Origin of the sequence: Ureibacillus massiliensis 4400831 = CIP 108448 = CCUG 49529, from assembly GCF_000772965.1 — a bacterium.
Taxonomy (GTDB): domain Bacteria; phylum Bacillota; class Bacilli; order Bacillales_A; family Planococcaceae; genus Ureibacillus; species Ureibacillus massiliensis.
Genome location: NZ_JPVQ01000020.1, coordinates 41952 through 66133, shown reverse-complemented (window position 1 = coordinate 66133; position 24182 = coordinate 41952). Strand labels below are relative to the sequence as shown.

Genomic DNA, 24182 nt, shown 5'->3' with positions numbered 1-24182 from the left:
AAATAGTATTATTCAAAGACCGAAGGTTTGATTTATTTTCACAGAAAAATCCTTTTTATTCGCTAGCTCTTTTTTCTTTTACAGCCATCCATATTTCGCTATACACATTTTCCGAAGAATCATTGTATTTTATAAAAGAAATCCCCGGTAGATCCAATATTTCATAACCTGAATACGGTAACCATTCAGAATATATTTTTGCATGTGTTTCTTGGAAGGTAGCAGGAAATGGTCCTTGGTTAGGGAAAATTGCCCATAGGCTTTCTTCAATAGAAAGTTGCTCTAAATCATCGAATGGATTTTCTTGTGTCGTTGCAAAGCCTATCATATGCGTTAGATAGCCTTTTTCTTCTAAGTAACCTTCGTCAAAATCATAGGATATATTCAACACTTGATGAGGATATAAATCGCCTAATTTGTGCATTTCATCTCTTTGTTGTAGTGTTATCGACTGGGCTAGTTCTGAGATCGCATTATTAACACCTTCGAATTGAATGGGCACTCTTTTCGAAACACCTACTATATTAAACTTCTCTTTCTTTTCAATTTTGAATTCCATTGATATACCTCCTCTTACATTAATAATGAAAGTAAATTTGGGAAATGATTTTTGTATTTTGTTTTTCGCTACTTCTGAAGGTAAAAAACCAATCCATTCACGAAAGGCTCTTGAAAATCCTTCTACCGATTGATAGCCATATTTATAGGCAATATCCGTCACTTTTGCACCGTTAATTAATTCAACATTTGCAACGGATAATCTTCTGTTTTTAATATACTCATTTAAAGACATTCCGGCCATATACGAAAACATTCTTTTAAAATGATAATCAGATAATCCTACAATTTTTGAGATTTCTTTTCCAGAGATTTCTTCTGTCAAATGGGGTTCAATGTAGTCCATTAATTGATTGAATTGTTGTAACATTCATTTCCCTCCTTCACAAATCCATAGTATCGGTAAAATTCATTATTTACTCGACATTTTTAAGACGGAGTATATCGGAATTCGTTTTTTATGATTAGTTGTTTATATTACTTCTGATTTCTCATACCATACCAAAAGAATAAAATAATAAACCAAACAGGTGTTAATAATAATGCTGGACGAGTTTCATCTGCAACAAACATGATCACGATAATCGCTGCAAATAGTAACAGGACAACATAGTTGATAAACGGTGCTAACGGTGCTTTGAATTTAGACTTCCTATGAAGGTCTGGCCGTTTCTTTAAATAAATTAAATGAGCAATTAAAATAATACTCCATACCCAAATAAAACAAATTGCACTGATAGTTGTTACAATACTAAATGCCGTATCGGGTAAAACATAGCTTAACAATGCTCCAATCGAAAGAACAACTGCAGATGTAATCAATGCATTGCTTGGTACATGATTTTTATTTAATTTAGCAAATAGTTTAGGGCCTTGACGATTTTTACTTAAATTAAACATATTGCGACTCGTTGAAAATAAGCCGCTGTTACCTGCAGAGGCTGCTGATGTTAACACAACAAAATTAATAATGCCTGCAGCAACTGGAATACCAACTAAAGAAAATACTTGTACAAAGGGACTACTTGAAGCATTCAACTCTGTCCATGGATTAATACATAAAATGACGAAAATCGCCCCTACATAGAATAATAAAATTCGGACTGGAATTTTATTTATAGCAGATGGAATGTTTTTCTTAGGATTTGCGGTTTCAGCTGCAGAAACACCAACTAATTCAACACCCACAAATGAAAATACAACCATTTGAAAGGCAAATAAAAACCCTGTCATACCATTCGGGAAAAATCCGCCATGCTCCCATAAATTCGAGATAGAAACAAAACCGTTGTCAGTTTGGAAACCAGTTATGATCATAACAATCCCAATGACAATTAACGCAATAATTGTGATTACTTTAATGATGGCGAACCAAAATTCTAATTCTCCAAATAATTTAACAGTCAATAAATTCAATCCAAGTAAAACGACTAAACAAACAAGTGCTGGTATCCATTGAGGAATGTCAAACCAGAAACGAACATATACCCCAACGGCGATAATATCTGCCATAGCGGTCATAATCCAACAAAACCAATAAGTCCAGCCAGTTACATAGCCAGCCCAGTTACCAATATAATCTGTGGCAAAATCAATAAATGATTGATAGCCAGCATTTGATAATAGCATTTCACCTAATGAACGCATAACGAAAAACAGTGAAATCCCAATGATCAAATAGACAAATATTACAGAAGGACCTGCTTTTTCAATCGCTGCTCCCGATCCTAAAAATAATCCTGTACCGATCGTCCCACCGATTGCTATTAATTGAACATGTCGATTTTTTAAATCTCGCTTTAATTCTTGCTGCTCCATAATGTAAGCCCCCTAAAAATAATATGAGCAAACAATCTCGGGTAGAGTTGAGGGCATTGCTAATAATGAGCAATGTCGACTTTTCAATAATGGTTCTGTAAATACCTGCGTGCATGATTTTCCATAGGTATAGTGCTACGAAGTTAAAATATTAAACAGTACCAATAAAAAAAGAGATGGTAAGGATACCATCTCAAAGAAATTAAAAAAATAACAAATAAAAATACAATGATTCAAATAGAATCAAACGTATTTGTTACTTTTTCTGTCCTTTTGCCTGAGATTGTGAACCCTTCGGCGTCGCTAAATGCGAACTCTCCAGAAATTGCTCCTGCTATAGTGGACCCATAGCATTCATCGCCAATATAAATTTGATGGTGTTAAGACACCGTAGCTGAAATTATATTACTAATATAGTAATAATATATTTCAAATGATATTTTAAAATATTATCAATTTATAGTAATTGATGCAAGACTATTAAACTATACATGTAGTTTTTTATAGCAATATAGCGTCATAAAAAGCACTTAAAACTAAATTCGAGCCATTTTGAACATAAATAAGAATTCTTTTATAACCATTGTAAAAGAAAGAGACTGGGACATAAGTAGAAAACTGCAATTCGGAGGATTCATTGTATTTTAGTTTTTTATTCTGTCCCTAGAATTTAGGTAGCAAATTAATCCTATTGTCTCTTATTCGAAATTTACTTTTGTCCCAGCCTCTAAATAGAACTCTTCTTATGACGAGAAAATAGTAATTCCTTTATAACAAATAATAATTTAAGTCCAATGATAAAGGTAATGGCCCCCAATGTATCAAGAAGTACATCATCGAAAACACCTGTACGTCCTGAAACGAAGGTTTGTCTTAATTCATCAAGACATGCGATAGAAAAAGTTGTTACAATCGCATAAATGATAGCAAGCTTTAATTTCAACTTACGGTAAAGCAAATAGATTAAAAGACCAATGATGCCATAGCCTATAACATGAAAAGCTTTACGGATTAAAAATTCAACAAAATAATAGTAACCTCTTGTCTCAACTGATATAGTTCGACCCCAGTAGGTAAATTCAAATTTACTTAAGAAATCATACAATGGTTTATCCGATAGCAAAGTTTTTAATTCAGGGATGATTGTTTGTTGTTCATAGGGCATGCTAGAGATTAAAAATAAGATGACAAGTCCAATCAATCCAAATACAATATATTTTTTCATCGATGATCTGTATATTTATCAAACTTTGCGATTTCTTGAACGATGGATAAATCGGAAATTTGTTGTGCTTTTTTGTATGCTTTCACGTTTTCATCCAGTTGTTCTATTGTTCTAGCACCTATTACAGTTGATGCAATGACAGGATGACTTAGATTAAATGCAATTGCTGTAGCATGTAAATCGCCAAAGGTCTCTTCTAATTGAAGAAGCAGCTGTTGGAGCTCTTCTTTTGTATAAGACATATACCCATTTGATTTTTCAAGACGAGACTTCCATTCACTTGTTAATAAGCCTTTTGCTATAGAGCCGCGTGTAACAACAGATGAAGAAGTATCTTCAATGAAATCAAACCACTCCTCTGGGCGACGATCGAGTATGCTATATTGCATCATATTAGATACGGCATGACTGTTTTGTAAAAATGGTTTAAAAACATTCGGTCGTATAGACGAAATTCCATATTCGCGGATTAGACCTTCTTTTTTTAATTTTTCAAAGGTATCAATAATTTCATCCCAAGAATCCTCTATCGTTCCACCGTGTAATTGATATAAATCGATATAGTCGGTCTTTAAGCGAGCAAGACTGTTTTTCAATCCTTCTTCAATATGGGCAGGGGAAGCATCCCAATGCCAAGTGTCTCCATCTGTATCCCAAACATTACCTACCTTTGTTGCAAGAACAATTTGATTTCGATATGGTTTTAAACTTTCACCAACGATTTTTTCGTTTACTCCTTTATCGTACAAATCAGCGGTATCGAAATAATTAATACCATGTTCAATCGCTCGTTCAATGATTGGTTTTGCTTCCTTTAAATTTGTTGGAAGTGACATACATCCAAAGCTTAGTTCTGAAATCTCAATGGCGCTATTGCCTAATGTTCTTTTTTTCATAAGAAGAACCTCTCTTTTCCTATTACTGTTACTCCAATAGTTTAATGGTACAATGAAACAAAAAAGAACGACAAGTGAGGAAGCTTAATATGAAAAAATTTGAGGAAAAATCAATTCGATCAGAAAGTATTTACGAAGGGAAAGTAGTGTCTCTTAAAATTGATGATGTCATTTTACCAAATGGGAAAGAGGCAAAAAGGGAGATTATAAATCATCCTGGTGCTGTCGCTATTATTGCAATAAGTGATGAAGGGAAATTAGTTCTTGTTGAGCAGTATCGTAAAGCGCTAGAGCGTTCAATCATTGAAATACCTGCTGGGAAGCTGGAAAAGGGCGAGGCACCTGAACAGACTGCTAGAAGAGAACTAGAAGAAGAAACAGGATATGGTTGTCAAAATTTAACCTATGTTCAATCATTTGCTACATCACCAGGATTTGCAGATGAAATTATTCATATATTTGTTGCAACAGATTTATATCAGATTGAAGAAAAAGCAGCATTAGATGAGGATGAATTTGTTTCTTTAATGGAAGTAACTGTGGAAGAAGCGGAGAAAATGGTAAAAGATCAACGTATTTTTGATGCGAAAACAGCATTTGCAGTACTATGGATGAAATTAAATAAAGCTTAAAAATAAGGGTGCAAAAATTGATAGATTTTTTCGAAAAACAATTCTACCTGAGACGGCATATTGATAGAGAACGAGCATAAGCTGTAACAACGAAAGGAGAATGCTTATGTTCCGTTCAACTATACTAATACAATATGCAATTATATTAGCGATTAGTTTTGTCAGTGGTGTTGTTTGCTTTCAAATTTTTTCATTGGACAAGTCAATCCAATTAATTGAATTAATTGATGCAAGAGTGATAGACCCTTCAAATGTGTCGATTTGGCAAACAATTTTACCACTTGCGATATCAATCATATTAGTCCTTCTTTTGGCGACACATCCATATATAGCGTTATTTGCTCAATTTATTGTTGCAATTCGCGCAACATTTTTTGGCTTTAGCTCTGTGTTTTTATTAACTCAACAGGAGTCGATGACAGTATATAGCTTGTGGTGGTTCCCGTTCCAGCTTGTTTATTGCATATTACTATTAATCCTTTGTTCTGTTTATACAATAAGAAAGGTTGGAGGCACTCGAAAACATTTCTTCCAAAAAAAATTGTTTGTTTCACTATTGGTAATTTTTGCAATAATATGTACTTTTGAAATCATAGTAATATCTTACATTTTTTAAAGAATCACGCCTTGTATTCCTTTTTACTCATTTGGTATAATAAGATGAGTTTAGGAGGGCGTCATATGGAAAGCCGTATTGATCGTATAAAAAAGCAATTGCATAGTGCTGGCTATAAACTGACACCTCAGCGTGAAGCGACAGTTGCAGTGCTATTAGAACATGAAGAAGACCATCTAAGTGCAGAAGATGTGTATTTACTCGTAAAAGATAAAGCACCAGAAATTGGCTTAGCCACTGTGTATCGAACTTTAGAGTTATTAACTGAATTGAAAATTGTCGATAAAATTAATTTTGGTGACGGTGTATCTCGTTATGATTTACGACAAGAAGGGGCAAAGCATTTTCATCACCACTTAGTTTGTATTGAATGTGGTGCTGTTGATGAGATTCAAGAGGATTTGTTAGATGATGTAGAAGCTGTCGTTGAAAAAAGATGGAACTTTATTATTAAAGATCATCGTTTAACATTCCATGGGATTTGCCATAGATGCCATGATAATGGTGAAAGTAAATAATGAGAAAACAAAGTACTGTATCATAGAAAGATGCAGTACTTTTTTATTGTTTTAATACAAAATGAAAAAAATTCTTCAAGAACTTTTATTTATTTCATGTATGCGAGAAAAAGCTGCTCAACATCTGAACAGCTTACTCATCCTTAATCTATCTTATTTTTTATAGAATCGCCGAATTCTTCGATATTCGTAATTTTTAATTGATAATCAATTAATTCAATCGTATATCGTTTTGCTTTTTCGTAATGCCACGTACCATCTGCTTCAGAAGTAAATACAAATACTTCATAGGTTTCTAAAACTAAACTATTACTAGAAAGTGGCTCCGTTTTTGTTACTTGATTTGATATGAAGTGATAATCAAAACCTTCAATTTTTTCGTGATCTACTACGTATTTTTCATAGTTTTTGAATAGCTCTGAATCATTGACGAAATAATCTCTCACATAAGAAAAATCAGTGTCATTGATAGCGTTATTATAATCTGCGCGGAAATTTTGGTACATATCAATAGCATCTTGTGAGTATATATTATGGAATTCTTCTATTGCCATTTGTTCTTGTACTTCTGAAAAGACTAGGTGATGACTTGTATCAGTTAATGTAATTGTTTCAGATTGAATCGTTTCACCTTCGTCATTGACCGCTTCTGCGTAAACTTCCACTGAACCATCGAGAGGTGCTGCGAATAAGTTGATTTCATTTGCAGTTTTATTCGTATTTTCACCGTTTATATAAATAATTGCATCTTCAATATCTGAAGTTAATTGAACTGCATTCTCACTCAAGTCGATTTCAAATGAATATTTATTATTACCCTTTCCATTAATAGAGACATATTCCTCCAATTCTTTCTCGAAATAATCATCCTTAATGTTTAGGGTGTATTTATATTCACCTGGTGCAAATAAACCAAGTTTAAGTGAATCGTCTGTAATTTCTTTAGTTTCTAAGTTTGCAAATGTAAGTTCCACTGGATTCCCATTCGTATTTGCAACGACCGTAACTTCTACCGGTTCAACATGGAAATTAATTTTTTTATAAAACAATAAATAAGGTTCTTCCTCAATAGAGATTAACAAATTACCGTTATTATCTTCTAATGATTGTGTAGCTCCGTTTTCTTTAAAATCTGTTAGTGCATACTGTAAATCTGGGTAGATCATATTCGACCAGTCATTATCTTCCATAAAATAATAAAATGATTTAGCATCTACAATGGTTTTTTCTGGGAATATAAATGCCTCAGAAAATTTCTCTGCATCTTCTTCGGTGAAATATTTATTCATAGCTTCTAATTGACTGTTTGGATCTAGAGATTTTTGTATGTATAGGTGTGCTCCTATAACTAATAGGATAAGTACTATCAAAGAAACGATTGTCATTTTCATTCCTAAGCCTAAAGGTTTCTTCTCTTTAACTTCAGGAGCATTTGATTGAGAGCGTCTATTCACCGCTTTGTTAACATTTGGTTTAAAAGGCTGTACATAATCTGGATCTACTGCAAGTTGAGCTCCACATTCTGAGCAGAAGCTTACTAGTTTTGTTTGTACTCTTCCGCAATTCGTGCAAATTTGATTCGTTTCATGAGTATGATCTAATTCATTCAAGGTTTGCGGTTGAGTAGGAACAAATTCCACAGTTGGTTGATCTTCTAAAAGCTCATCACTTGAAGAAGGAATATGTTCTTCTGATTTAGGCTCATCTGCCATTGAAAAAGGAGCAATTTCATAAATTGTTACTTCCGACAGAGGAGGTGCATCTGTTTGTAATGATGTTCCGCAGTTTAAGCAAAATTTTTCATTATTGTCTGCTATTTTTCCGCAGTTGTTACAAACTTTTTGAACAATTTCGTCTTGTGGACTTTGTTGGTCATTCGAAGAGGATATTTGTTCTAGGTTGTTTTCCTTACTTGATGGGAGCATTGTACCGCATTCTAAACAAAATCTTTCGTTATGACCGGCCTCTTTCCCACAATTCGTACAAAATCGCATTTCGTAACTCCTTCCTTATTAAAAAACACTGAAACTATCATACCATGATTCTAAATGTCTATTAAAGACGAAATTATAGGGATATTGTAATTATTCTATTTCGAATAATGGTTTTCTCGGCGAAATTATAAATTACTAGTGTCTAAAGCATATTATTAAAAGTAAGATGTTTTTTATAGTTTTCTATTTAATGTTTCAAGGGAATAATCTTGTACACTTTATTGAAAAAAACTATCATGGATAGTAAGAAGGTTAGGTGATTACGGTGAATAAAACAAAAGATGCGGTGCTAGATTACATACATTTTTTACAGGTTGAACGTCAGCTTTCAAAAAATACGTTAGCTTCCTATAGAAGAGATTTAGAAAGTTATATCGAACATTTACATAAAGTACAGGGAATTGAAAATTTAAAGGATGTAGGACGTTCAAACATTTTAGTACATTTGGATTCCTTACGTGTAAATGGGATAGCGGCTCGGTCCATTGCTCGTCATATTTCTTCCATACGTTCCTTCCATCAATTTTTATTAAGAGAAAAAATAACAGATACAGATCCAACTGTTCATTTGGATATGCCGCAAATTGATCAAAAGCTTCCAAAGGTATTATCTATAGAAGAAATTGATGCACTAATAGCAGCCCCAGATCGTAGTAAACCACAAGGGATTCGGGATATTGCCATGCTTGAGTTACTTTATGGATCAGGTATGCGGATTAGCGAATGTATTAATTTAGATTTAAGTGATGTTCATTTAACGATGGGATTTGTGCGTGTATTTGGGAAAGGGGGCAAAGAACGAATTGTTCCACTTGGTAAAAGTGCGCTGAAGGCCTGTGATACGTATTTACAAATTGCTAGAGACCGTTTGCAAGGGAAATATCCGAAAACTGATGCGTTTTTTATTAACCAGAGAGGGAAACGCTTAACAAGACAGGGCTGTTGGAAGCTACTCAAAGAACATGCCGAAAAAGCGAATATTAAAAAGGAAATTACGCCCCATACATTAAGACATAGCTTTGCTACACATTTAATAGAAAATGGTGCAGATCTACGTGCAGTTCAAGAAATGCTTGGACATGCAGATATTTCAACAACGCAAATTTATACACATATTAGTAAAACAAGACTTTCAGAAGTATATAAACAGTTTCATCCACGTGCATAATGCTTATTTTCGTTGTAACATTAGAAAGCTGTATTATGAGAGATTTGTTTGTTAAAGATGATAATGGAATTTTAACCTGAAACAAATTTTATAGCTTTAGTTTTTTGTTTATTTATTTAGGAGGAAAAAAATTATGAAACCCTTTAAAAAAGTACATTTAATCGTTATGGATTCAGTTGGTATAGGTGAAGCACCAGATGCTCAAAAATTTGGAGATGTTGGTGCAGATACACTTGGACATATCGCTGAAGAGATGAAAGGTCTTACAATGCCAAATTTGGAGGCTTTAGGCCTATCAAATATAAGAGAAATAAAAGGGATTAAAAAATTCGATACACCAAAAGCCTTTTATGGAAAAATGCAAGAAGCTTCCGTTGGGAAAGATACAATGACTGGGCATTGGGAAATTATGGGGTTAAATATTGATAAACCATTTAAAGTATATCCTGAAGGATTTCCTGCAAAGCTAATAGCACTATTAGAGGAAAAAACAGGCCGTAAAGTAATAGGAAATAAACCAGCTAGTGGAACTGAGATTATCGAAGAATTAGGGAAAGAGCATATGGAAAATGGGGCTATTATTGTCTATACATCTGCAGATCCTGTACTTCAAATTGCAGCTCATGAAGAAATTGTTCCATTAGAAGAGCTATATAAAATTTGTGAAATTGCTCGTGAACTAACACTTGACCCAGAATTTTTAGTAGGGAGAGTCATTGCCCGACCATTCATTGGTACACCAGGCAATTTCACTCGTACATCTAACCGACATGATTATGCATTAAAACCCTTTGGCCGTACAACAATGAATGAATTAAAGGATACAGGATTTGATGTAATCGCTATCGGGAAAATTTCTGATATTTATAACGGTGAAGGTGTGACAGAAGCAATACGTACAAAAAATAATACAGATGGAATGGACCAGCTTGTAAATGTAGTGAAACGTGAATTCCATGGTATAAGTTTTTTAAATTTAGTTGACTTTGATGCAAACTATGGCCACCGACGCGATCCAATTGGTTATGGTGAAGCATTAGAAGAATTTGACCGACGATTGCCTGAAGTATTAACACAATTAGACGAAGATGATTTATTAATTATTACAGCAGATCATGGGAATGACCCAACCTTCCCAGGAACAGATCATACACGTGAATATGTGCCTTTACTTGTATATTCGCCTAGATTTGTTGAAGGAAAAGAACTGCCTCTTCGCAATACTTTTGCAGATATTGCTGCAACGATTGCAGAAAATTTTGGAGTTAGCGCACCGCCATTTGGTACAAGCTTTTTATCTGAATTGAAATAAATTAGGTATAACTTGAAACAGTTGGACGAAGTATTTTTACCTATTGTATGAATAGGAAAGCGAGGAGGAACATCAACAATGAGAATGGTTGATATTATTGAGAAAAAACGTAACGGAGAAGAATTATCAACTGAGGAAATTCAATTTATCATTCAAGGCTATACAGCTGGTGAAATTCCAGATTATCAAGTCAGTGCTTTAATGATGGCGATTTATTTTCAAGATATGAACGAGCGTGAACGTGCTGATTTAACAATGGCAATGGTTCAATCAGGTGATCAAATTGATTTATCTAAAATCGAAGGAATAAAGGTTGATAAACATTCTACAGGTGGTGTAGGTGACACAACGACGCTTTCATTGGCAGCAATGGTAGCTGCCTGCGGAGTGCCGGTTGCGAAAATGAGCGGTCGTGGTCTTGGTCACACTGGTGGAACAATTGATAAATTAGAATCCATTTCGGGCTTTCATGTCGAATTATCAACAGAACAATTCGTCAAACAGGTAAACGACATTAAAATGGCGGTTATCGGCCAAAGCGGGAATTTAACACCGGCAGATAAAAAATTATATGCCCTAAGAGATGTTACTGGAACAGTCCCTAGTATTCCTTTAATTGCAAGCTCTATTATGTCCAAAAAAATCGCTGCAGGTGCAGATTCCATCGTGTTGGATGTTAAGACAGGTGACGGTGCATTTATGAAAACGCTTGAAGATGCAGAAGAACTTGCCCACGCGATGGTGAAAATCGGGAATAATGTAGGGCGAAAAACAATGGCGATCATTTCTGATATGAGTCAGCCTTTAGGATTTGCTATTGGTAATGCACTTGAGGTGAAAGAAGCCATTGATACTTTAAGAGGAGAAGGACCAGAGGATTTACAGGAATTATGCTATACACTTGGATCTCAAATGGTTGTTCTAGGTGGTAAAGCATCTTCCATCGATGAAGCTCGAGCGATGTTAAAAGAAGCAGTAACGAGTGGTGCTGCACTTAATATATTTAAACAATTTATCGCAGCACAAGGTGGAGACGACTCGGTTGTCGATGATCCAACTCGATTACCACAAGCAAAATATAAGATTAAAGTGGCAGCTAAAGAATCTGGGTATATTAGTAAGATAGAAGCTGATGATATAGGCATTTGTGCAATGCTACTTGGAGCTGGAAGAGCAACAAAGGAGTCAGAAATTGATTTGTCTGTTGGTCTTGTACTTCATAAAAAAGTTGGAGATACAGTTGAAATCGGCGATCAATTAGTGACAATCCATACAAACAAATTAGACATAGATGATATTATTCAAAAACTTTATTCTCATATTGAAATAACAAAAGAAAAAACTGATGCTCCACAGCTAATTAAAAAAATCATAACAGAATAATTTTTTAGTGTTGGGGTTGCCCTTAAACATAGTTGGTGGTAATATAAGTTCGTGTTTCAAAATAATAGATATAAACGATTGGTTTTAAGCTATTATTTGAATGAAATCCGCCTTAAGATACTTACCCAGGTAGCATCAATATAGACGAATTTTATTAGTTAGTAGCGTATAAAAATTATTATATGTTGCTAACTTTTTCTTTGTTTTTTTAATAAATATGTTAGAATAAGGATAATTTCACAAATATTGAATTTTTCGAGATTATTCAATGTGTAAAAGAGAAAATGTTGCCATTAACTAAAAGAAGGGATAATATGGGGAGATTTGAAGGTTATACAATTAATTATTTTAAGAAGGATTTATTATCAGGAATCATTGTTGGTATTGTTGCAATTCCACTTGCAATGTCCTTTGCAATTGCTTCAGGAGTAAAGCCTGAATATGGAATTTATACTGCGATTATAGCAGGGATTTTAATTTCATTATTTGGCGGATCTAAGTTTCAAATTGGAGGACCAACTGGAGCCTTTGTCCCGATATTATTAGGGATTGTTATTGCTTATGGTTATGAAAATTTATTAATAGCTGGCTTAATGGCAGGGGTTATGCTTGTGCTAATGGGGATTTTTAAGCTAGGGGCATTGATAAAATTTATTCCTAGACCAGTGACAATCGGTTTTACAGCAGGGATTGCGGTGATTATTTTTACTGGTCAAATAGGGAATTTCTTTGGACTTTCTGGTATGCAGTCTCATGAATATTTCATCGATAATATCCAAGAAATTGCAACACATTTCCATACGATTAGTTTATATAGTGTATTAATTGCGGTATTATGTTTAGCAATTCAGCTACTTACTCCAAAGGTATTACCAAAAGTGCCAGGTGCATTAGTTGGAATCGTTGTTTCTTCGATTATTGCAGCGGTTTTTTTTAGTGATCAAATACAGACTATCGGCTCAACATATGGTGCAATTCCAAGCACATTACCTGAATTTCACTTGCCTGAAATTACTTTTGAAAAAATATATATGCTGTTAGGTCCTGCATTTGTAATCGCAATGCTTGGTGGGATTGAATCGTTATTATCAGCAGTTGTTGCTGATGGCATGACAAATAGTAAGCATAACAGTAATAAAGAATTAATAGGGCAAGGAATCGCCAATATTGTTACGCCATTTTTCGGCGGTATTCCAGCAACCGGAGCGATCGCACGTACTGCAACGAATATTAAGTCAGGTGCTGTCTCACCTATGTCAGGTGTAATTCATGGCTTGTTTGTTTTATGTACATTGCTTTTATTAGCACCTCTAGCTGTTCATATTCCCTTAGCTAGTTTAGCACCGGTGTTAATGATGGTTGCTTGGAATATGAGTGAACGAAAACATTTTGCTCATATTTTAAAATTGAAATCGGGGGATTCCCTCGTATTATTGATAACATTTTTATTAACAGTGTTTACAAGCTTAACCTTTGCAGTTGAGGTCGGTTTATTATTGGCAGTCGTGTTATTTGCAAAGCGGATGAGTGAAATGTTAGTTGTTTCAAAAGTACTTCCAGATCATCAAAATGCAGATGGGAAAGTACTACCTCATGTTGTGAATCCAACGCATGATTGTCCACAAATCAGTATTTACACTGTAGAAGGTCCATTGTTTTTTGGTGCTGCACAAACCTTCGAACAGTCAATATTGTCAACGGTTCATTATAAACCAGCCGTTTTGATTTTGCGAATGGGGAAAGTGCCCTTTATTGACACAACTGGCGAAGAATACTTCCGAAACATTGTTCGTGATTTTAAAGGTCGGGGAGGTACTTTGTTCGTTACAGGTGTTCAATCAAACTTGAAAAATACATTGGACAAAAATGGACTTACAACGGAAATTGGGGAACAAAATTTCTTCATTCATACGGGTGAAGCTATAAATCGAGCAATTGGATGCCTTAATCGAAATGCTTGTATCGGTTGTAAACATTTCGCCTTTAGAGAATGTAAAGATTTAGTAAAAGTCCCGGTTAATCAAGGAGAAGATTTAACAAAAAATTCACTACCAAAATAAATATAATATGGATAATAATGTTATGATAATTGTATGAAAATACAAGGAGTGATGGTAGTGAAAGCAGCTGTATGGTATGGCAAAAAGGATATTCGAATTGAAGAAAAAGAATTAAAACCGTTAAAGGACAATGAAGTTACTGTTCGTGTAGCATGGGCAGGTATTTGTGGTTCGGATTTACACGAGTATCAAGAAGGACCAGTATTTATACCTGTTGGTGCACCAGACAAATTAACTGGACAAGTAGCGCCTGTTATTATGGGACATGAATTTTCAGGTATTGTCGAAAAAGTTGGAGAAAATGTGACAAAATATAAAGTTGGTGATCGTGTTGTCGTGAACCCAACTTTAACTTATGGCAACAAACCAGAAGATGTTGATTGCTATGATGGCTTCAGTTTTATTGGATTACATACTGATGGTGGTTTTACTACTTTCACAAACGCACCAGAGAAAAATATTTATAAATTACCTGAAACATTGTCATTGCAGGATGGCGCGTTGGTGGAACCGACTGCAGTAGCTGTTCAAGCAGTAAAAGAGAGCGGTTTGTTATTTGGAGATAACGTTGCGATCTTTGGAGCAGGGCCAATTGGTTTATTAACAATAATTGCAGCAAAAGCAGCAGGTGCAAGCAATATTATTGTATTTGACTTATCTGAATCCCGCCTAGAAAAAGCAAAGGAACTTGGGGCAACAGCAGTATTTAATTCGGCTGAAGTTAATCCGGTTGAAGCAGTTAAGCAATACGCCCCTTATGGAGTTGATAAAACTTTTGAAGTTGCAGGTGTAGCACCAACGTTCAAATCTGCAATTGATGTTACTCGTCCAAGAGGTACTGTAGTTATTGTGTCAATTTTTGCCCATTCGATTGAATGGAATCCACTCCAATTAACAAATACAGGTGTTAAAATCACATCCAGTATTGCATATACACCTACTTCATTCCAGCAAACAGTCGATTTAATGGGCTCAGGTCAATTACAACCACAAAGCATCATTACTTCTCAAATTGAACTGGATGATATTGTAGAAAAAGGTTTTGAAGCATTAACAAACGATAAATCTCAAGCGAAAATATTAGTAAAATTAAGTGGTGAATTATAAAATATAGTTTTTTGAGAGTCCGTTTATATGAATACAAATGCTAAATCTATGGAAAACGAAACCCAATGAAATACATTTCTAGTTATAAAACCTGAAAAATAAATTCGATAAAAATCTGCTTATTTTAAAAAGTTGCTTTCAAAGCTGCATTTTAAAAAAGCAGATTTTTTTTGCTTTACAGCTAAAATGAAGTTTTAAAAAGAATCTTTATCTCCGAAAAAAACCCCATTTTCACTTTCACATTGTGTTTAAAAATCTTCCTATTTTTCCATACTAAATGATGTGAAGTTTTTTCATTGCTCATCTTACATATGCAGGCAACTACAGCTACCTGAGTTTTGAAACTTCTTGATTCCTAAATTGATTGAAGCGCCAAAACAACGAGTTTCTTTCAACCGATTTTTTTGAACTAAGTTATGATGTTTCTTTCATTACTAGTTGCCCTTGAAACGAGATGAACAGCCCTTTAATAAATTCTTGAATGAAATTATTATTATATGCCTTTTACCCTTTGTCGTATTTTCACTAGTTTCAGCGAATTACTTCTACTATTGTCAGACGAAAAGGAATTTCGAACAAAATGTGGAATAGCAAAGCTAAGAGGAGGCGAATACCATTCATGAATTATGAAATTAACATGCACATGAATACTATCGCAATAATTCGATTATTTGGTGAGCTTGATCATCATGAAACCGAAAAAATTCGCGAACACATTTCCAGAACAATTTTACAAGGGAACCTTCATACAATCATTTGGAATCTTGAAAGATTAAATTTTATGGACAGTTCTGGAATCGGCTTAATTTTAGGTCGAATGAGAGAAATGCGTGCAGTAAATGGACAAACAATTATATTAAATCCATCCAATACGATGAAAAAAATATTTCAATTTTCAGGTCTTGCTTCGTACATGATGGATGGTAGTGAAGCAGACGCAATAATGCATGCAAGGGGGATTGTGAATGGATAACGAAATGACACTTTCATTTTTAGCTTTAAGTGAAAATGAGAGCTTAGCGAGGATAGCAGTAACAAGTTTTGTTGCTCAGCTTGATCCAACAATTGATGAACTTTCGGAATTTAAAACCATTGTATCAGAGGCTGTTTCCAATGCAATTATTCATGGCTATGACGAAGATGGCAAAGGACTTGTTACAGTAAGGGCTGTGCGAGAAGGAGATGTCATTTCGGTTGCTGTTAAAGATGAGGGGAAAGGAATTCCAGATTTGAATAAGGCAATGGAACCTTTATTTACCTCAAAAGCAGATATGGAGCGCTCTGGTATGGGCTTCACCATCATGGAGAGCTTTTCAGACAATTTACAAGTTGAATCTGAACCTGGTGTTGGTACAGTTGTGACATTTTCAAAAAAATTTCAATCTGTAAAAATGCCGCAAATATCTTAAATTGGGCGCGAATACGGTCAAACGTATTTGAAAGTAAGGGGGATGAGGACAATCGAACAGCCGTCCAATGTTTTGTTGACACAGGAGGAGATGCGGGAGCTAATTGCTCTTGCACAAGCTGGTGATGTTGAAGCAAGAAAACAAATGATTGAAGGTAATACACGGCTCGTTTGGTCGATTGTTCAACGTTTTGCTTCTCGTGGAGTAGAACTAGAAGATTTATTTCAAATTGGGTGTATTGGACTTATGAAATCTGTGGATAAGTTTGATCTATCCTATGATGTTAAGTTCTCGACTTATGCTGTTCCAATGATTATTGGAGAAATCCAACGTTTCTTACGTGATGATGGAATGGTAAAGGTTAGTCGCTCCATACGGGAATTGAACTATAAAATTCGTCATGCTACGGACGAATTTTTAAAGACTAACGAAAAACCGCCTTCAATCTCCGAATTAGCAGATATGCTAGGTGTAACTACTGATGAGGTACTGGTTGCAACAGATGCAATGAGAGACCCTGCCTCATTACATGAACAATTATTCGAAAGTGAAGGGGACTCCATTACATTAATGGATCAAATGAAAGATGAAAAATCGGAGCTTCCCTTCCAATATGTACCGTTAAAAGAAGTGCTAGCGAAGCTTGACAAGAGAGAACAAGCCATTATTTACTTGCGATATTATTTAGATTTAACGCAAACAGATATTGCAGAAAGGCTTGGTATTTCTCAAGTTCAAGTTTCAAGGTTAGAAAAGAAGATTTTAGCACAACTTAAACAGTGGATGGATACCAACAATACATCACGATCGACTAAAAAGACGGTGAATAAATGACGAATCAAATTTTTACATCTATAGATGAGGCAAAAGATTTTTTATACAGTCAATTTGGTAAAGACGAATCATTTGATGTTTGTTTTAAAGAAGTTTATGTAAGAAGCTTACCAGTACTACTTGTATACGTTAGTGGGCTCATAGATTCGAATACGTTAACGATTCAACTAACACCACTATTATATGAACGTGAGTATGATCAAAAATTTGAATTTGAGGATCATATTGAAAATGAAGATGCTTATTTAGATGAGCATCTTAACTTCTTTGGAAAATCGGAGCCAAAGGACAGAGATGAATTTGTATTAGGAGTATTAAGTGGAACAGTAGGAATCATTACGTTACATGGTTTTGCTTACACATTGGAATTACGTAACTATCCAGGACGTACTCCTGAAGAACCCGATAATGAAAAAGTAATCCGGGGTTCCCGAGATGGCTTTGCAGAAAATATTATTATCAATGCGGGGCTTATCCGCCGTCGTATCAGAAGCCCTCAGTTACGATTAGAACTCCATAAGCTTTCTGACTTAGGTCAAACAGATGTAGCTATTGCTTATATGAATGATATCGTGAACGATAAACATTTGGAGTGGATTAAAAAAAGGTTAGGACAAATCAAACATGATGGCCTTACGATGACTGATAAATCTTTGGAAGAATGGTTGTTCAAACAAAAGTTTCATCCAATGCCATTTGTTAGGTATTCGGAAAGACCGGATATTATTGCTGCCCATTTACTTGAGGGACATATTGCAATTATTGTGGATACATCGCCATCTGTTATCATTGTTCCAGTATCGATGTTCCATTTACTTCAACATGCAGAGGAATATAGACAAGCGCCATTTGTAGGTACAGCTGTTAGATTACTTCGTTATTTTGCAGCGATTTTTAGCTTAACATTATTGCCGATATGGTATTTGTTGGCAACAAACGATTACCATCTGCCAGAACAACTTTCCTTTATTGGTGTTAAAGAGGAATCACATATTCCATTATTTCTACAAATCATTATCGCTAGCCTAGGTTTAGAATATTTGCGAATTGCAGCGATTCACACCCCTACACCGCTTTCAACCGCAATGGGGTTAGTAGCTGGTGTCATCATCGGTCAAATTGCGATTGAAGTAGGGTTGTTCTCAGGTGAAGTTGTTCTCTACTCAGCAGTTGTTGCGATATTTTCGTTTGCAATACCAACCTACGAATTAAGTTCAGCATTAAAATATTTCCAGTTCTTTATTGTTATTTTAACTGCCTTATGGGGGGCAAATGGATTCTTTATTGCGCTATTTATTACATTCTCATACTTCTGTCACTTAAGACCGATGAATGTACCTTATATGTGGCCACTAGTACCATTCTTTCCAACAGCATTTTCACGTGTCTTTATCCGATATCCGATGGCAGATGATGCACTCAGACCATATATTGTTGGTGCAAAATATCGAAAACGTTCATGATTGTGCCATTGCGTAAACGATGTTTCCTATGTTAAAGTTCACATATACGTTTTGTAAATCGAAAAGGAATCAATTCATTTTTCGGTGAACTTAAGGAGAGATCGTTTATGCATTTATATGGAACTCAGGACATTTCAAAAAATGGTCATTTAACGATTGGTGGAGTAGATACAGTAGATTTAGCAAAAGTCTACGGTACTCCACTATTCGTGTATGATATTGATTTAATAAGAAAACGTGCAAGAGGATTTATAGATACTTTTCGAAAATTAGGTGTAAATGCAGAAGTTGCCTATGCATCAAAAGCATTTTCATGTATCGCAATCTATCAACTTGCAGCAGAAGAGCATTTGTCTTTAGATGTAGTATCTGGTGGAGAGCTTTATACAGCTATTAAATCTGGTTTCCCAGCAGAGCGAATTCATTTCCATGGCAATAATAAATCAGTTGCTGAACTAGAGCTAGCATTTGATACGAAAATTGGTTGTATCGTAGTTGATAATTTCTATGAAATTGAGTTATTAAAACAAATTTCAGAGACAAAACAACAACCGATGCGGATTTTACTACGTGTAACGCCTGGTGTTGAAGCACATACACATGATTTTATTACAACGGGTCAAGCGGATTCGAAATTTGGCTTTGACTTAAATAATGGGCAGGCAGATGAGGCATTTAAAAAGGTTGCTAATCATCCATATCTTCAGTTGTTAGGCTTACATTGTCATATTGGATCTCAAATTTTTGAAACAGACGGATTTAGTTTGGCAGCAGGAAAGTTAATGAAGAAAATTAGTGATTGGAAAGAAGAGCATCAATTCGAATGTACGGTTCTTAATTTAGGTGGAGGTTTTGGTATTCGTTACACAAATGAAGATCAACCACTAGAGCCACAAATCTATGTAGAAGAAATGATTAAAACTGTACTAGAAAATGTGCAAGCGTATAAATTATCAATGCCTGAGATTTGGATCGAACCAGGTCGTTCACTTGTAGGGGACGCAGGTACATCTATCTATACTGTAGGTTCTCAAAAAGAAGTTCCTAATGTTCGTCAATATATTGCAGTTGATGGTGGGATGAGTGATAATATTCGTCCGGCACTTTATGATGCGAAATATGAAGCGGTTATTGCAAATAAAGCGAACGAACAAAGAGACTTTACATATACTGTAGCAGGTAAACTATGTGAGTCTGGTGATAAGTTAATTGTGGACGCCGCTCTTCAAAATGCAGAGTCTGGTGATTTGCTAGCTATCTTTTGTACCGGGGCATATGGATATTCAATGGCTTCAAATTATAATCGTATCCCACGTCCAGCAGTAGTTTTTGTTGAATCTGGAGAACATCAATTAGTGATTCAAAGAGAAAGCTATGAAGATTTAGTGCAAAATGATTTACCTTTTACTTTAAATAAGGTGAGTGTAAAATGAGAAGAAATTCAAAATGGTGGCTACTAGGATTTCTAGTTATTGCTTGTCTTATTTGGGCATTAGTGTATTTATATATCATCATTCCAAACTCATCAATATAATAATTACAAATCGTATATTACTTGTGTAATCTATTGATAACTTTAGACAAATCGTGTAGGATATGTAAAGATTATGTATAGATGAGTCATGATAAAAGAGGGAATGTTATTCATGTTAGTTCGCTATAAAAAAGCACTTGAAAAAATTGCAATGGGATTGCTTTCGTTCATGCCTCATGAAAAGGACGTAAAGCATTTAATGGAAACCATTCACAAGTATGAGCAAGAGGATACTTGGCATTTGTTTTTATGGAAAAAAGATGAAGAATACATTGGCATTGTAGGCATAATCGTCGAAAATAATGAAGCAACAATTCAACATATCACAGTAATTCCTTCCCATAGAGGTGAAGGTATTGCATTTGCGATGCTAAGAGAACTTTCAAGGCAATTTGATAAACTTTTAGCAAATGAGACAACGGCACCTTTTATTCAAAAATGTTTACCATTATTAGAAGAGGCAGACGGTACAGAATAATGTACGTCTGCTTTTTATATGGAAGATGGTAGATTAAAAATCTTTTTTCCTAGCCTTTTTTAAATCTCGCTCTTTTAGAATATCTGAGCGATCACGCAGCATATGTTTATTAAGTAAAAAGTCATACGAATAGGTTGGTAGATTTTCAATTTGTTTGTCTACGAGTTTTTGTAGGTCATTATTTAAAAGGACGATTTGAAATGATGTGAATGGAAGTCCTTGCTCCATTTGAGAAATACAATTTCTACATTTCAATTGTAAATCTTCTGAATCAATACATTGAACAAAAATGGAGCTTTTATTTAATTCAAGGTTTCTATAAGCTTTTTTAAAAATCTTTAAGGCACCTTTCTGATTATTTCTACGCCAATGATACATACCAGTAGCTAATTGTATATATCCTACTAATGAGTGTTTTTTGTCACCAGGGGCTAGTATTTTCCAGTACTCCTCTAACACTTCATGACATTCAAAATAATCTTTATTACCATTAAAATAGGTGAAATATTGTACAAATAACGGATGAAACAACGAATGCATCGAATTCCTCTTTCCTTTATACTAAATTATGTTATAAGCTTAGATATACAAGTTTCTAAAAATAAGCACTTAATATATGAATAATAAACACTAAACTAAAGTAAAAACGAATAGTACGCTATTTACAATAATATATCAGGTGGTACATTTATGTCCTATGAAGTTAAATTAGATGCCTTTACGGGGCCTCTCGATTTATTATTACATTTAATACATCGTTTGGAAATTGATATATATGATATTCCAATGGCAGAATTAACGGCGCAATATATTGATCATATTCATGCAATGCAAGAGCTTGAGTTAAATGAAGCAAGCGAATATTTAGTGATGGCTGCAACATTACTGGCGATCAAAAGTCGTATGCTACTACCCATTCATGAAGGTGAAATGGAAGATGCGGAGTTTGAGGTGGACGGACCAGACCCTCGTGAAGAATTAGTAAACAAGCTTATTGAATATAAACGATATAAAGAAGCTGCTTATGAACTGAAAAATTTAGAATCCGATCGAGCTTTAGTATTTACACGTCCTCCAAGTGATTTATCAGAATATGCGCCTGATGAGCAGCTAGCATTATTTGATACAAATGTGAATGTCTATGACATGTTAGGTGCTTTGCAAAAAATACTTCGACGGAAGCAGCTGAAAAAACCACTTACTACTAGAATTGCAAGGCAGGAAATTTCCGTTAAGGATCAAATGTTTGCAGTTGTGGATACTTTAAAAGGTAGAGGTGGGAAATCTTCATTCGATGAATTATTTCCTTATGAAGACAAATCAACAATTATCGTAACATTTTTATCAATTTTAGAATTAATGAAACGTCAAGTAGTTTCAGTAGAACAACAAAATAATTTCGAAGAACTATTTGTGATATTACATAAGGAGGAACCCCTAGATGAACTCGAACATTTTGATGAGCAGAATTGAAGCACTTCTGTTTGTTGTAGGGGACGAAGGATTGACAGTCAAACAATTAGAGCAGCTTCTTGATATTGATGCTATGGAAATAGAAGCAGCACTAAGCGAATTAAAATCAAATTATGATGAAAGCGAAATTCGTGGTGTCACCTTAAAAAACTTAGCAGGTACATATCAGCTTACGACAAAAACGGATATGGCAGATACGATAAAGAAATTAGTGGAAAACCCTACTAGTAACGTTTTATCATCAGCATCTTTAGAAGTGCTTGCCATTATTGCCTATAAACAACCTATTACTCGTGTAGAAATTGAAGATTTACGAGGAGTAAAAAGTGATCGTCCTATTCAAACGCTTGTTTCCCGTGGGTTAATCCAAGAAGTAGGACGAGCTGAAGGTACTGGGCGAGCAATTTTATATGGTACTACAAAAGAATTTTTAAATTATTTTGGATTAAATCATATTAATGATCTCCCACCACTTCCTGAAGAAGTGTTAAAGGATGAAGACCAAGATACAGACCTATTCATGACAAAATTCCAAGAGACATTTACGAATGAATAACACAGTAAAAGTTCAAAATAAGGGATAAATAGTGAAAAAGGGAGTGTCTAGTTGAAAAAACTTGCTAAACTATTCTTTGTTTTTGCATTTTCATTAACTGTTTATTTTACAACCGCTCATGCAGCTAATGCATCATATGCTGTGGTAGATGCTGATACTGGTAGGCTTTTATACGGTAGCAATCCCCATGCAAAGATGCCCATTGCAAGTCTTACAAAAATGTGGACTGCATTAGTTGCGATTGAAAATGGTGATTTGGATATGGAGATAACGGTTTCAGATGCGGCTGCCGCAGCAGAAGGTTCATCCATTTATTTAGAGCCAGGTGAAAAAGTTAAGTTAGAAACCCTTTTATATGGTTTAATGCTACGCTCTGGTAATGACGCAGCCTATTCTATTGCCGAAAGTGTAGGTGGTTCTGTTGAAGGGTTTGTAGATTTAATGAATGAAAAGGCATTATATTATGGTCTAGAATCTACGTACTTTACAAATCCTTCGGGGTTACATCACGATTATCATATATCTACCGCATACGAAACAGCACAAATGTTAAGATATGCGATGGAAAATGAGGCGTTTCGTGAAATCGCAACTACGATTACTTATAATTCAAGTGGTAAGCTTACCAACGGAACGAATTGGTTAAATAAGCATCGATTATTAAGAGAAAAAGTTGGTGCAATTGCAGGTAAGACAGGCTTTACAAAGGTTGCAGGTAGAACACTTGCAACGTACTTTGAGGAAAATGGGAAGAAAGTGATTGTTGTTACTTTAAATGAATCAAATGACTGGCAAGTTCATAAGTATCTTGCAAAAAAAGCATTTGATGAATACAAAATTGTGACAATTGCTGATAAAGGAAAGTATGACGTAAGTAACGACATTTCAATAGAGCTTCAGGAACCTATTCAATTACTTTTAAATAAAAATGAGGAAGACCAGTTGAGAAATGTATTATATCTTTCTAGAAAGCAAAATGTTTTTGGAGTATGGCATGTCTTTTTAGGAGATCGTAGTATTTTCAATACACGAGTAGACCTAAATTAAGGTAAAAGGGTATTGAATAAGTAAATATTTGTATTTTGATAGACTGCGGATGCAGTCTTATTTTTTGTATTGGAAACAGTGAAAAAGGAATATACATGGTT

23 protein-coding genes and 1 riboswitch are annotated in these 24182 nt (G+C 34.7%); of the genes, 17 read left to right on the top strand and 6 right to left on the bottom strand.

Annotation, left to right across the window (positions count from 1 at the left end):
• Positions 1–55: 55 nt before the first annotated feature.
• The 4 genes from CD30_RS11655 to CD30_RS11640 form a co-directional block, all read right to left on the bottom strand.
• Entirely contained in the window at positions 56–928 is an 873-nt protein-coding gene (locus CD30_RS11655) for an AraC family transcriptional regulator (RefSeq protein WP_036177066.1), read from the bottom strand.
• Positions 929–1035: 107 nt separating this feature from the next.
• Positions 1036–2376, bottom strand: a complete 1341-nt coding sequence (locus CD30_RS11650) for an amino acid permease (protein WP_036177064.1) — start codon at positions 2374–2376, stop codon at positions 1036–1038.
• A gap of 255 nt (positions 2377–2631) precedes the next feature.
• A riboswitch (glycine riboswitch) is annotated at positions 2632–2708 on the bottom strand.
• 395 nt (positions 2709–3103) lie between these two features.
• A complete protein-coding gene (locus tag CD30_RS11645) occupies positions 3104–3601 on the bottom strand; it encodes a VanZ family protein (protein ID WP_036177062.1) in 498 nt (165 codons plus the stop codon).
• Complete coding sequence (locus tag CD30_RS11640) at positions 3598–4497, bottom strand: aldo/keto reductase (protein ID WP_036177060.1); 900 nt, start codon at positions 4495–4497, stop codon at positions 3598–3600. Before CD30_RS11640 ends, CD30_RS11645 begins: the two co-directional genes overlap by 4 nt.
• A gap of 89 nt (positions 4498–4586) precedes the next feature.
• On the opposite strand from CD30_RS11640, the gene CD30_RS11635 reads away from it, so the two are divergent.
• The 3 genes from CD30_RS11635 to fur all read left to right on the top strand — a co-directional run bounded on the left by CD30_RS11635 (position 4587) and on the right by fur (position 6263).
• Positions 4587–5129 (top strand): NUDIX hydrolase, encoded by a 543-nt coding sequence (locus tag CD30_RS11635; RefSeq protein ID WP_036177058.1) that lies wholly within the window; start codon positions 4587–4589, stop codon positions 5127–5129.
• Between the two features lie 106 nt (positions 5130–5235).
• Complete coding sequence (locus tag CD30_RS11630; protein WP_036177056.1) at positions 5236–5745, top strand: hypothetical protein; 510 nt, start codon at positions 5236–5238, stop codon at positions 5743–5745.
• 65 nt (positions 5746–5810) lie between these two features.
• Positions 5811–6263, top strand: a complete 453-nt coding sequence (gene fur / locus CD30_RS11625; RefSeq protein WP_036177054.1) for a ferric iron uptake transcriptional regulator — start codon at positions 5811–5813, stop codon at positions 6261–6263.
• Positions 6264–6406: 143 nt separating this feature from the next.
• On the opposite strand, the gene CD30_RS11620 is transcribed toward fur, so the two are convergent.
• Complete coding sequence (locus CD30_RS11620) at positions 6407–8257, bottom strand: zinc ribbon domain-containing protein (RefSeq protein WP_036177053.1); 1851 nt, start codon at positions 8255–8257, stop codon at positions 6407–6409.
• A gap of 265 nt (positions 8258–8522) precedes the next feature.
• Here CD30_RS11620 and xerD point away from each other — a divergent pair, with 265 nt between their 5' ends.
• The 11 genes from xerD (at position 8523) to CD30_RS11565 (ending at position 21005) form a co-directional block, all read left to right on the top strand.
• Positions 8523–9425 carry a site-specific tyrosine recombinase XerD gene (xerD, locus tag CD30_RS11615; protein WP_036177051.1) on the top strand — a complete coding sequence of 301 codons (903 nt, stop codon included), beginning with the start codon at positions 8523–8525 and terminating at the stop codon, positions 9423–9425.
• Between the two features lie 133 nt (positions 9426–9558).
• Positions 9559–10737 carry a phosphopentomutase gene (deoB, locus tag CD30_RS11610; RefSeq protein WP_036177048.1) on the top strand — a complete coding sequence of 393 codons (1179 nt, stop codon included), beginning with the start codon at positions 9559–9561 and terminating at the stop codon, positions 10735–10737.
• Between the two features lie 78 nt (positions 10738–10815).
• A complete protein-coding gene (locus CD30_RS11605) occupies positions 10816–12120 on the top strand; it encodes a pyrimidine-nucleoside phosphorylase (RefSeq protein ID WP_036177046.1) in 1305 nt (434 codons plus the stop codon).
• Positions 12121–12434: 314 nt separating this feature from the next.
• On the top strand, positions 12435–14180 hold the full coding sequence (locus CD30_RS11600; RefSeq protein WP_036177044.1) for a SulP family inorganic anion transporter: 1746 nt from the start codon (positions 12435–12437) through the stop codon (positions 14178–14180).
• A 57-nt stretch (positions 14181–14237) separates the two neighbouring features.
• Entirely contained in the window at positions 14238–15287 is a 1050-nt protein-coding gene (locus CD30_RS11595; RefSeq protein ID WP_036177042.1) for a 2,3-butanediol dehydrogenase, read from the top strand.
• Between the two features lie 619 nt (positions 15288–15906).
• Positions 15907–16260 (top strand): STAS domain-containing protein, encoded by a 354-nt coding sequence (locus CD30_RS11590; RefSeq protein WP_036177040.1) that lies wholly within the window; start codon positions 15907–15909, stop codon positions 16258–16260.
• Positions 16253–16696 (top strand): anti-sigma F factor, encoded by a 444-nt coding sequence (spoIIAB, locus tag CD30_RS11585; RefSeq protein ID WP_036177038.1) that lies wholly within the window; start codon positions 16253–16255, stop codon positions 16694–16696. The genes CD30_RS11590 and spoIIAB overlap by 8 nt, the downstream gene beginning before the upstream one ends.
• Before the next feature lie 42 nt (positions 16697–16738).
• Positions 16739–17530: a SigF/SigG family RNA polymerase sporulation sigma factor gene (locus CD30_RS11580; protein ID WP_036177036.1), complete on the top strand. Its 792-nt coding sequence runs from the start codon at positions 16739–16741 to the stop codon at positions 17528–17530.
• Positions 17527–18993 (top strand): spore germination protein, encoded by a 1467-nt coding sequence (locus CD30_RS11575; protein ID WP_036177034.1) that lies wholly within the window; start codon positions 17527–17529, stop codon positions 18991–18993. Before CD30_RS11580 ends, CD30_RS11575 begins: the two co-directional genes overlap by 4 nt.
• Before the next feature lie 107 nt (positions 18994–19100).
• The gene (lysA, locus tag CD30_RS11570; RefSeq protein ID WP_036177032.1) at positions 19101–20426 is read left to right on the top strand and encodes a diaminopimelate decarboxylase; all 1326 of its coding nucleotides are present in this window, start codon (positions 19101–19103) and stop codon (positions 20424–20426) included.
• A gap of 213 nt (positions 20427–20639) precedes the next feature.
• Entirely contained in the window at positions 20640–21005 is a 366-nt protein-coding gene (locus CD30_RS11565) for a GNAT family N-acetyltransferase (protein ID WP_036177030.1), read from the top strand.
• A gap of 33 nt (positions 21006–21038) precedes the next feature.
• Here the strand turns inward: CD30_RS11565 and CD30_RS11560 are convergent, their stop codons facing one another.
• Positions 21039–21545 (bottom strand): DUF309 domain-containing protein, encoded by a 507-nt coding sequence (locus CD30_RS11560; protein ID WP_036177028.1) that lies wholly within the window; start codon positions 21543–21545, stop codon positions 21039–21041.
• A 150-nt stretch (positions 21546–21695) separates the two neighbouring features.
• On the opposite strand from CD30_RS11560, the gene CD30_RS11555 reads away from it, so the two are divergent.
• Genes CD30_RS11555 through CD30_RS11545 form a run of 3 tightly spaced genes read left to right on the top strand, consistent with a single transcriptional unit; the run spans position 21696 to position 24081 of the window.
• On the top strand, positions 21696–22478 hold the full coding sequence (locus tag CD30_RS11555; protein ID WP_036177026.1) for a segregation/condensation protein A: 783 nt from the start codon (positions 21696–21698) through the stop codon (positions 22476–22478).
• Entirely contained in the window at positions 22447–23034 is a 588-nt protein-coding gene (gene scpB / locus CD30_RS11550) for an SMC-Scp complex subunit ScpB (protein WP_036177025.1), read from the top strand. The genes CD30_RS11555 and scpB overlap by 32 nt, the downstream gene beginning before the upstream one ends.
• Before the next feature lie 51 nt (positions 23035–23085).
• Entirely contained in the window at positions 23086–24081 is a 996-nt protein-coding gene (locus tag CD30_RS11545; RefSeq protein WP_036177023.1) for a D-alanyl-D-alanine carboxypeptidase family protein, read from the top strand.
• Positions 24082–24182 lie beyond the last annotated feature (101 nt).

Excerpts from the sequence above, each read along its gene's own strand:
- CD30_RS11650 (WP_036177064.1), bottom strand. The coding sequence starts at position 2,376 with ATGGAGCAGCAAGAATTAAAGCGAGATTTAAAAAATCGACATGTTCAA.
- fur (WP_036177054.1), top strand. The coding sequence starts at position 5,811 with ATGGAAAGCCGTATTGATCGTATAAAAAAGCAATTGCATAGTGCTGGC.
- CD30_RS11645 (WP_036177062.1), bottom strand. The coding sequence starts at position 3,601 with ATGAAAAAATATATTGTATTTGGATTGATTGGACTTGTCATCTTATTT.
- CD30_RS11640 (WP_036177060.1), bottom strand. The coding sequence starts at position 4,497 with ATGAAAAAAAGAACATTAGGCAATAGCGCCATTGAGATTTCAGAACTA.
- CD30_RS11575 (WP_036177034.1), top strand. The coding sequence starts at position 17,527 with ATGACGAATCAAATTTTTACATCTATAGATGAGGCAAAAGATTTTTTA.
- CD30_RS11630 (WP_036177056.1), top strand. The coding sequence starts at position 5,236 with ATGTTCCGTTCAACTATACTAATACAATATGCAATTATATTAGCGATT.
- deoB (WP_036177048.1), top strand. The coding sequence starts at position 9,559 with ATGAAACCCTTTAAAAAAGTACATTTAATCGTTATGGATTCAGTTGGT.
- lysA (WP_036177032.1), top strand. The coding sequence starts at position 19,101 with ATGCATTTATATGGAACTCAGGACATTTCAAAAAATGGTCATTTAACG.
- CD30_RS11590 (WP_036177040.1), top strand. The coding sequence starts at position 15,907 with ATGAATTATGAAATTAACATGCACATGAATACTATCGCAATAATTCGA.
- CD30_RS11620 (WP_036177053.1), bottom strand. The coding sequence starts at position 8,257 with ATGCGATTTTGTACGAATTGTGGGAAAGAGGCCGGTCATAACGAAAGA.
- CD30_RS11635 (WP_036177058.1), top strand. The coding sequence starts at position 4,587 with ATGAAAAAATTTGAGGAAAAATCAATTCGATCAGAAAGTATTTACGAA.
- CD30_RS11580 (WP_036177036.1), top strand. The coding sequence starts at position 16,739 with ATGAGGACAATCGAACAGCCGTCCAATGTTTTGTTGACACAGGAGGAG.
- CD30_RS11555 (WP_036177026.1), top strand. The coding sequence starts at position 21,696 with ATGTCCTATGAAGTTAAATTAGATGCCTTTACGGGGCCTCTCGATTTA.
- CD30_RS11605 (WP_036177046.1), top strand. The coding sequence starts at position 10,816 with ATGAGAATGGTTGATATTATTGAGAAAAAACGTAACGGAGAAGAATTA.
- CD30_RS11655 (WP_036177066.1), bottom strand. The coding sequence starts at position 928 with ATGTTACAACAATTCAATCAATTAATGGACTACATTGAACCCCATTTG.
- spoIIAB (WP_036177038.1), top strand. The coding sequence starts at position 16,253 with ATGGATAACGAAATGACACTTTCATTTTTAGCTTTAAGTGAAAATGAG.
- CD30_RS11600 (WP_036177044.1), top strand. The coding sequence starts at position 12,435 with ATGGGGAGATTTGAAGGTTATACAATTAATTATTTTAAGAAGGATTTA.
- scpB (WP_036177025.1), top strand. The coding sequence starts at position 22,447 with ATGAACTCGAACATTTTGATGAGCAGAATTGAAGCACTTCTGTTTGTT.
- CD30_RS11565 (WP_036177030.1), top strand. The coding sequence starts at position 20,640 with ATGTTAGTTCGCTATAAAAAAGCACTTGAAAAAATTGCAATGGGATTG.
- CD30_RS11560 (WP_036177028.1), bottom strand. The coding sequence starts at position 21,545 with ATGCATTCGTTGTTTCATCCGTTATTTGTACAATATTTCACCTATTTT.